6 protein-coding genes and 1 pseudogene are annotated in these 8,560 nt (G+C 64.1%); 5 read left to right on the forward strand and 2 right to left on the reverse strand.

All coding sequences use genetic code 11. The features are described 5' to 3' along the window. Nucleotides 1–79: 79 nt before the first annotated feature. Together ACM9LZ_RS23610 and ACM9LZ_RS23615 are read left to right on the forward strand one after the other, a co-directional pair. Nucleotides 80–1,522: a carboxylesterase/lipase family protein gene (locus ACM9LZ_RS23610; RefSeq protein ID WP_416621978.1), complete on the forward strand. Its 1,443-nt coding sequence runs from the start codon at nt 80–82 to the stop codon at nt 1,520–1,522. 751 nt (nt 1,523–2,273) lie between these two features. Then, nucleotides 2,274–3,755, forward strand: coding sequence for a methyl-accepting chemotaxis protein (locus tag ACM9LZ_RS23615; protein WP_416621979.1), 1,482 nt, complete (start codon nt 2,274–2,276; stop codon nt 3,753–3,755). A gap of 45 nt (nt 3,756–3,800) precedes the next feature. On the opposite strand, the gene ACM9LZ_RS23620 is transcribed toward ACM9LZ_RS23615, so the two are convergent. Beyond that, on the reverse strand, nt 3,801–4,028 hold the full coding sequence (locus tag ACM9LZ_RS23620; RefSeq protein ID WP_416621980.1) for a hypothetical protein: 228 nt from the start codon (nt 4,026–4,028) through the stop codon (nt 3,801–3,803). A gap of 371 nt (nt 4,029–4,399) precedes the next feature. Here ACM9LZ_RS23620 and ACM9LZ_RS23625 point away from each other — a divergent pair. The 3 genes and pseudogenes from ACM9LZ_RS23625 to ACM9LZ_RS23635 all read left to right on the forward strand — a co-directional run. Further along, a pseudogene (locus ACM9LZ_RS23625) lies at nt 4,400–4,600 on the forward strand (strawberry notch-like NTP hydrolase domain-containing protein); the annotation flags it as partial. A 270-nt stretch (nt 4,601–4,870) separates the two neighbouring features. Then, nucleotides 4,871–6,715 carry a strawberry notch C-terminal domain-containing protein gene (locus ACM9LZ_RS23630; RefSeq protein WP_416621983.1) on the forward strand — a complete coding sequence of 615 codons (1,845 nt, stop codon included), beginning with the start codon at nt 4,871–4,873 and terminating at the stop codon, nt 6,713–6,715. A gap of 291 nt (nt 6,716–7,006) precedes the next feature. Next, on the forward strand, nt 7,007–7,912 hold the full coding sequence (locus tag ACM9LZ_RS23635) for a DUF2493 domain-containing protein (RefSeq protein WP_416621981.1): 906 nt from the start codon (nt 7,007–7,009) through the stop codon (nt 7,910–7,912). A gap of 296 nt (nt 7,913–8,208) precedes the next feature. On the opposite strand, the gene ACM9LZ_RS23640 is transcribed toward ACM9LZ_RS23635, so the two are convergent. Then, entirely contained in the window at nt 8,209–8,406 is a 198-nt protein-coding gene (locus ACM9LZ_RS23640) for a hypothetical protein (RefSeq protein ID WP_416621982.1), read from the reverse strand. Between the last annotated feature and the right edge of the window lie 154 nt (nt 8,407–8,560).

The raw sequence follows: 8,560 nt of genomic DNA on the forward strand, positions 1-8,560 counted from the left end.
GTGATTGAGGCCGGTGATCGGTTGCGATCACCGGGACCGGGTATGAAGCACCCTCGCCATCCCGCCACAGGACCCTCTTATGGAAATGTCCGTCGTCACCACAGGGCAGGGCCGGGTTCGCGGTCACGCCGTCCATCCGGAGGTCCGGGGGTTCTTCGGCATCCCCTATGCCGCCGCCCCTGTCGGCCGCCTGCGCTGGCGTCCGCCGGAACCGCCTGCCGCCTGGGCCGGCATCCGCGAGGCTGACAGGTTCGGGCCCGACCCGATCCAGCCCGCCGGCCTGCGTGTCTCCCGCGCGCCGGCACGCTCGGAGGATTGTCTCTATCTGAACATCTGGGCGCCCCGGCAATGGCGGGCCGGGGGATGGCCGGTGATGGTCTGGTCCTGCGGCGGGGCCTTCACCACCGGCGGCGGCGCGTTTGTGGAGGAGGACCCGGCCAGACTGGCGGCGAAGGGGGCGGTGGTCGTCTCCTTCAACATCCGTCTCAACATCCTCGGCTTCTTCGCCCATGCGGCCCTCAGCGCTGAATCGCCCCATGGGGCCTCCGGCAATTACGGGCTGATGGACCAGGCCGCCGCCCTGCGCTGGGTGCGGGAGAATATCGCGGCCTTCAATGGCGACAGTGGCCGGATCACCTTTTTCGGGGAGTCTGCCGGCGCGACCTGCGGCCTGCTGCTGCTCGCCTCTCCGCTCGTGAAGCGGCCCTATGACCGGGCCATCCTGATGTCGCCGGGTTCCTTCAGTACGCTTTTGCAGCTGGAGGAGGCGGAACGGCACGGCGCCGCCCTGGGCGCCACGGTGGAGGCGATGCGCGCCATCCCGGCCGAGCAGTTGCTGGCGAAAATCACCTCCCTGCCGCCCGTGCGACCCAGCCTGTGGCTGGCCCGGCCGCTGCGTCCCATCATGGATGGCTGGTTTCTCACCACGCAAGAGCCCCTGTCGGCCGGAAATTTCGATGCCGTGCCGGCCATCATCGGCACCAACGAGGATGAGGGAAGGTTCTTTGCGCCGCGGATGGGGGTCCGGACGGTCGAAGACTACAAGGGCTTCGTGCGCTCCATCTTCGGTCCTGCCACCGGGGCGGCACTGGCGCATTATCCGGTTTCCGGGGACGGGGATGTGCCGGCCATGTTTGCCGCCATCTTCGCCGATCGGGGTTTCAACCTTCCGATCGACGGTCTGGCCCGTGCCTTTGCCCGCGGCGGCGCCGATCTCTACCGCTATGTCTATACCTACCGCCAGGGGGACAGGAACCAGCCGCCGACACATGCCGAAGAGATCGGCGTGCTGATGGATACGCTGCCGCATGTGAGGCCGGGGGATGCCGTGATGGCTGACATGATGGCCCGCTACTGGCTCTCCTTCGCGGAAAAAGGAAATCCGAACGGGTCCGGGCAGGCAACATGGCCCGGATATACCGAGGGGGACGGCCTGTATCTCCGGCTGGACCTGCCTGTTACGACGGGGAAAGACTGGCGGGCGCCGCATCTCGATTTCATGGCCGCCCACAGTTCTGATTGATCGGCATGGGCGCGCATCCTGACGCTGCTGGTGGCGGCCAGGGTCTGAAGAAGCCGCTGATCGATGCCGGCATCTTCACGCCGGCGGAACGGGGCCATATCGGCGCCGCCCTGTTCTAAACCCATGCCATCGGCAAGCTGACCGACGGCTTCCTGGCCGATCACGCCAATATCCGCCGGGCCCGGACCGTCACCTTCCTGCTGACGGCGCTCTGCAACCGGATGATGGGTTTTGCGACCAGCCTTTGGCTGGCGGTGCTGATCAGGGGCCCGACCCTCCTGGTTGTGAGAATATTGCACATTCAACTAAAACCAAATGCGCGGTAAGGATCGTTATGGCAAATACTGACCAGGCCGGCGGCGGATTTGGGCGCGCTTGCGTCGGGACATCACCGTGCCCGGTCAGGCCGGAGACATATGGCGACAGGCGGTGCCGTCGCCGTTTCGCAAGGGAGATGCCATCAGTCGTCCACATGACCGATGAATGCCGGCAGGTATCCGTTCGCCAGGATGTTTCCATTTGAGGAAACTTTTATCAAATGAACGCGCCGGTGGCACCAAACCGGCGGGGAACAGAAATTTCGCTAAAATACGCGGAAAAACTATTTCATTTGGGTGGTTTTAAAGCTATTCGGCCGGATATATATGCTTTTTGATATATAATCAATGACCTACAACCACAGATATATCAGGGGCACCTCATGCTCGAATTTCGGTGAAGCACCCGGAAAATTCCGATAAGGAAAAGCTTCATGGCCTTGGTCAAGAAATCCTCCCTCTCGCATTCCACCGATACCGCTAACGTGGCGCCGCGCGTTGTACGCGACCGGCCTGCGACCTCGGATGATCAGCGCCGTCGCGCCCGTACCCATGCGAAATCGCAGAAGGCGGCAGAGCATATTGCCGCCGCCACGACCCAGCTTGCCAGCGGCATCACCGAGGCGACCTCGGCCGCCGACCTGTTGCGCAAGGCTGTGGAACAGATCGCGTCCGGTGCGCAGGAAGCGGCGGGGGCCGCGGAAGAATCGCGTCGCGCGGTAACCGGGATCGGGACCCAGCTTCTGGCATCGCGTGAGAATGCGGAAATGGCCAGCCGGAAGTCGGACGCGCTGCAGGCCCTGATCACCGCCGTGACATTCCAGATCACCAGCTCGGTGACAGCCATCGGCACTGCCGCCGAGCGCCAGGCGGCGTCCGTCGTCATGGTCGCGGAGCTGGAACGCCAGGCCGCCAATATCGGCGATATCGTCAAGGCCGTGGCCCGCATCGCCGACCAGACCAACCTGCTGGCACTGAACGCCGCCATCGAGGCGGCCCGCGCCGGCCAGCATGGCAAGGGTTTCGCGGTCGTTGCCGACGAGGTGCGCACCCTGGCCGAAACCTCCGAGAAGAGCGCACGCGACATCCAGGAGATGATCGGCCAGATCCAGGGCGATGTGAAGAACATCGCCGACGGCATCAACAATGCTTCGCAGACCGCCCGGACGGAGGCGGAGAATGGCAAGTCGATCACGGCCCAGTTGGAGCGTATCCGCCTTGACATGGTCGAGATCAAGCGCGGCACCGACGAGATCACCCTGGCCGCCGTTGAGGCCGACCGGGCCGCGACGGAAGCCCAGAAAGGGTCCGAAACCATCGCTGCCGCGGCCGAGGAGCAGTCCGCCGCCTGCCAGGAAGCGTTGAAGACCGTCGAACAGCAATCCGTCGCCCTGGGCCAGTCCGAGCAGGCCGCCACCGAACTGTCCGAACTGTCCGAAGACCTCAAGAATTCCACCGATATCGCCAAGTCGAGCGAGGAGGTCGCCTCCGCCGCCGAGGAACTGTCATCCGCCGTGGAGGAGATCAACCGGGCGGCGACCCAGATCATGACGGCGCTGGAACAGATCGGCCGGGGGGCACAGTCCGCTTCCACCGCCACCCAGCAATCCGTCTCCGCCATCACACAGATCGAAAGGAGCGCGCTTCTGTCGCAAGAACGCGCCAGCCAGGCCCGCGACAAGGGCCAGGCGCTGCAGACCGCCCTGCAGAACAATCGCGCCGCCGTCGAATCCCTGGTCACGGGTGTGGTGACCTCAGTGGAGGCCGGGTCCAGAAGCCGCGATCAGATCAACCGTCTGGGCGAGGTGGCCCGCCGCATCGACAAGATCGTGGATGCCATCAGCACCGTGTCGGTCCAGACCAACATGGGGTGCCGACACGAAAGTGAGTTTTATGTACCGCTCGTGAGAACGTGAAGCGAACGCCTGTCCGTTCTCACGAGCGCCTGGACCTACGTCGGATCACTCCGGCGTCGTGATGCCGGCTTTGGTGTGAAGCCCCTTCCGGAGGCCTTGTTTTTTACCTTCTTCATAGTAATAGTCCCGCGGGTTAACGCCTGTAGGGTATGGACCAGGACGAGACGGGATCGGCGGATTTTGGTTTCCAATGCCAGCGGCTTTGTAACCTTCCTTGTAGCCTTGTGCCCACGCCTCATCAGCCTCGGTTTCCGAAATAGGCTGCTGCGTCATCTTGTAATCCTTTCTATATGTTCTTCGCATCATCGAACAACGTCGCGTGCCCCGAAGAGTGCAGGAGGCCAACATCCAATAGCAAAATGAAAGTGAGTGCCCGATATAGGGCCTCGGTATCATCGGATCAGAAAGTCCGGTTGGGGCGCGAAGGCTGTACGGAAAACCTCTCTGTCGCGGTTTCCATACAGCCGATCAATCCGACAGGGCTTTCCGCGCACGATTCCGAGGCTTCTGCGCGGTTGAACGGATCACGACGGCGAGTGGCGGAAAACACATGATTTGCGCCAGATCGGCCCGCCTGTTCTTCCTATGTTCGGCGGAACGGTACGTAAAAATCACTTTCGTGTCGGCACCCCTATACGCAGCGCCTTGGCTTGTGGGGCGGCGAAGATGCGCCCTTCCCCACTCGGTCTGCCTTCATTTCGGCGATCGAGGACGGCGGTGTCGCGGCGATGGAAGTGCTGGCACGCGACCTCAAGGCCCTGGGCCTCTATTGCGCCCGAAGCTTGAGCTTTGAGGGCGTTGAGGTGGAGCCGATGGTTCATGACCTGACGCCCGAGCAGATCCGCATCTACGACGCTTATGCGGATGCTTTCGTCGTCATCCACCAGAACCTGGAGCGGGCGCTCATGTCGGCCGGCGTTGTCGATCGTGACGGCACAACCCGCAACCGTGCTGCATTGGCGGCAGCGCGCAGTGCCTTCGAAAGCACGAAGATGCGGTTCTTCGCGGCCCTGATCGGCGGCATGGCCGTCCCGACCCTGATCAAGGCGATGGAGGACGATTTTGCCAACGGGCGCGCACCCGTCATCCAGTTCGTCAGCACTGGCGAAGCCTTGATGGAACGACGGCTGTCCGAGATATCGCCTGAGGATTGGCATGATCTTCAGGTTGACGTGACGCCTCGGGAGTATGTGCTGTCCTATCTGCAAGCCGCCTTCCCGACGCAGCTCCACCGCGAGGTCAAGACGGCGGCCGGCGCCATCGTCTCCGAACCGGTGATGCAGGACGGCAGGATCGTCCATTGCCAGGAGGCGCTGCGTCAGCGGGAGCGACTGGTGGAGCGCATCGCCGCCCTGCCCCCGGTCATCGGCGCCCTGGACCAGATCATCCAATATTTCGGCACCGACGTGGTGGCCGAGGTCACCGGCCGTCAACGCCGCATCGTGCGGTATGGGCACAAGCTCCGGGTTGAGAGCCGTTCTGGGCTCGCCAACCTGGAGGATGCCGATGCCTTCATGGCTGGCCGCAAGCGGGCGTTAATGTTCTCCGAAGCGGGCGGCACCGGCCGGTCTTACCACGCCGATCTCGCCTGCGCCAACCAGGACCAGCGCGTCCATTATCCGTTCGAGCCTGGCTGGCGGGCCGACGTGGCCGTGCAGGGCCTGGGACGGACGCATCGGACCAATCAGGCCATGCCGCCCATCGTCCGACCCTTGGCGACCAATGTGGCCGCCCAGAAGCGGTTCCTGAGTACGATCGCTCGCCGTCTCAATGCCTTGGGCGCTCTCACGAAAGGCCAGCGCCAGACTGGTGGCCAGGGGCTATTCCGTCCAGAGGACGATTTGGAGACCCATTATGGCCGGGACGCCTTGCGCCAGCTCTACCGTCAGCTCGTTAACGGTGACGTCGCCGGCGTCAGCATCGAGGCGTTCGAGACGATGACCGGTCTCAAATTGACGACGAAGACGGGCATGAAGGACGAGCTTCCACCGATCACCACCTTTCTCAATCGGCTGCTGGCGCTGCCCATCGCCATGCAGAACGACATCTTCGCAGTATTCCAGGCTGGGATCGAGGCGCGCGTTGAGGCGGCCATGGCGGCAGGGACTTATGATGCCGGCGTGGAAGTCCTGCGCGCTGACAGCTTCGTCGTGCAGCGCCGGGAGACGATTGCGGTGCATGCCGCCACCGGTGCCCGTACCGAACTGGTGCAGGTCCGGGAGCGTCGCCGTGCGGAGATCGTCAGCGCGGAGGCAGTCCTGCACCGTCTGGTGCGGGATGGCGGTCGTCCGATGATCAATGACCGCACCGGGCGGGCGGCTCTGGTGGTCGACGCGCCTACGCTTATGGCCAAGGACGGGAGCTTTTCGCCCCGGCTCCGCTTTATCCGGCCAGCAGAGACCGAGCATATGGCGGCCGCCCAGCTCGCGGAGACCTATTGGCGCGAGGTGGAAGTGCCCGAGTTCCGGGCCGCTTGGGTCGCGGAATGCGCTGAACTTCCGCTGTATGTCGAACAGTGTCGGTACATGGTTGTCGGCCTGCTCCTGCCGATATGGCGCGAGCTGCCTGGATGGACCACGGCGGTCTATCGCCTCACCACCGACGATGGCGAACGTCTGCTCGGCCGACAGGTGCCCCCTGGTTGGCGCACCTTTAGCGACAGTCCGGTGGAGGCCGTCGAACCTTCCAGCCATTGGGACGATATCCGCGTTGGTCGCCTCGCGCTTGAATTGGCCCAGGGCCTGCTGGTGCGACGCGTGAAGGTGATGCACGAACGTCGCGTCGAGATCTCGGGATGGTCCGACACCGACCGCGAGTGGCTGAAGGCCGCCGGCTGCGTGTCGGAGATCATCTCGCATCGGCTGCGGTTCTTCATCCCGATCGATAGGCCGGAGGTGCTGTCGGCAGTCGTGCGCCGGCATCCCGTGGCACGGGTCATCGACGAGAAGGCGGCAGCATAGTTGGGCAGGGCAGGGGAGCGGTCTCATCCGGAGGCCGTTCCGCTCGCCTTCTGGAGGGCGAACGGACGCCTCTCCCTACCTTCCGCGCAACCTTGTTGCCGGGGCTATTTTCCGCCGGCGGCTTTGTCGAACGTTCGACAAATCCGCCTTTGCATCGCGAAGCAAAATAGCCCCGGCAACAAGGTCCTTCGCTGTCGCTTCGGCCGCCAGAGGCGGTGCGCAGCCGGACAGGGGAGGCGTTGCCCGTCGCCACGAAGGCCGCGCGGAGCGGCTGTAGACGGAGACGCCAAAATGCCCGATACCCATACCGCCACCGCCCGTTTCTGCGAAGACGCTGAGCTTTTCGGGCTGCGCCCCGGCGATGACGAGATCGACACCCGGCCGATGCCCGACGATGACCGCTCCCTTGGTGCTGTCCACGACATGGTCGACGCCGTGGTGGCCACGCTCCAGGGCACGCGCATGGAGCCGGACATCGAGGAGCTTGTGTCGGGCGTCGTGAACCTGTTCCACCGCTACGCCGCGCGGCTGGAGAGCCAGTTGGACCGGAACGAACTCGACCAGCGTGCCGCCCAGGAGCGCCAGGACGGGTCGGAGGTGGCCGCCACCGAATTGGAGAAGCTGATCGCCATCGGTCGGACCATGATCGAGCGCCGCAACTGGATGGAGGCCATGCGTGACGAGGCGGCCGAGCTCTTCGAGGTTCACACGGGCAGCGTCTGGCGCCCCCGCACCGGGAGCCAGGTCAACAACAGGCACATGACCGCTGCCTATCTGGACAGCAAGGAGTTCATCGCCGCGAGGCGCACGGCCCAGACACAGACGATGGTTCCCACTGGCACCAAGATCGCTGTGATCGGAGGGCCGGAGTACCAGGATGTCGATGCGTTGTTCAACCGGCTGGACCTGATCCGCAAGCGCTATCCGGACATGGTCCTGCTCCATGGCGGGGCGAAGGGCGCCGAACTGATCGCCGATCGGTGGGCGGCCAACCGCGGCGTGACCCGCATTCCCTTCAAGCCGGACTGGAATCGTCACAAGGGTGCTGCACCCTTCAAGCGGAACGATCTGCTCCTGACCGAAATGCCCCAGGGCGTGCTGCTCTTCAACGGCGGTGGTGTGATCGGCAACCTGTTCGACGGCTGCCGTCGCCGTGGCATCAGTGTCTGGGACCTGCGTACGGAGGTGGGGGCGTGAAGCCCCCTTATTCCTGCGGCCATCGTCGGTGGTCGGCGGGCGGCCGCAAACGGCCGATGGGAGGGGCGTGGGCCGCCCCTTCCCAAACCCCACCCTGCCGCGGCACGCGTGCCGCGTTCCGCCTCGCTTTGGCGGGAGTGCTTAGATTGCTTTCTTAACACTGGTCGGCGGCGGTGGCACCGGTTCAGGACGAGGCGGGGGCGGCGGAGGAGGCGGAGGGGGAGACTGGGTCATCGACGGTTCTCAGGGGTCAGGGTGGTCATGGGCCGCAGATGGTGGAGCCGTCGGCTGCAGCGTCAGCGTTTGCCCTGGTACATCTTGGCTCCCCACGGACCGGTTTCCAGCGTCAGCGGCGCCGGCGGCACCGGCTCCTTCCTTTGGACCACAGGCCCCTGACGACGTTCCGTCCGGATCTCGACCTTGCCGGCCAGGCCCGTCAGTCGTTGCATCTGACTTTTTGAGAGCTTCACACGATACTCCGTTGAGTTGCTCATCTCGGGTCCTTTCCTCACGTTCCAGGAAGATAATAGCACCCACTAAGAGGGTCGCAAAGACTACCGCTGCCGTCAGAAGGCTGAACATCCGAGCGCGGAGTGCCAGCCGGTAAACATTGATCCTTCGCAACCCCTGTGCATAGGCTGCTAGTTG

This window comes from Niveispirillum fermenti (genome assembly GCF_048066175.1).
GTDB lineage: Bacteria > Pseudomonadota > Alphaproteobacteria > Azospirillales > Azospirillaceae > Niveispirillum > Niveispirillum fermenti.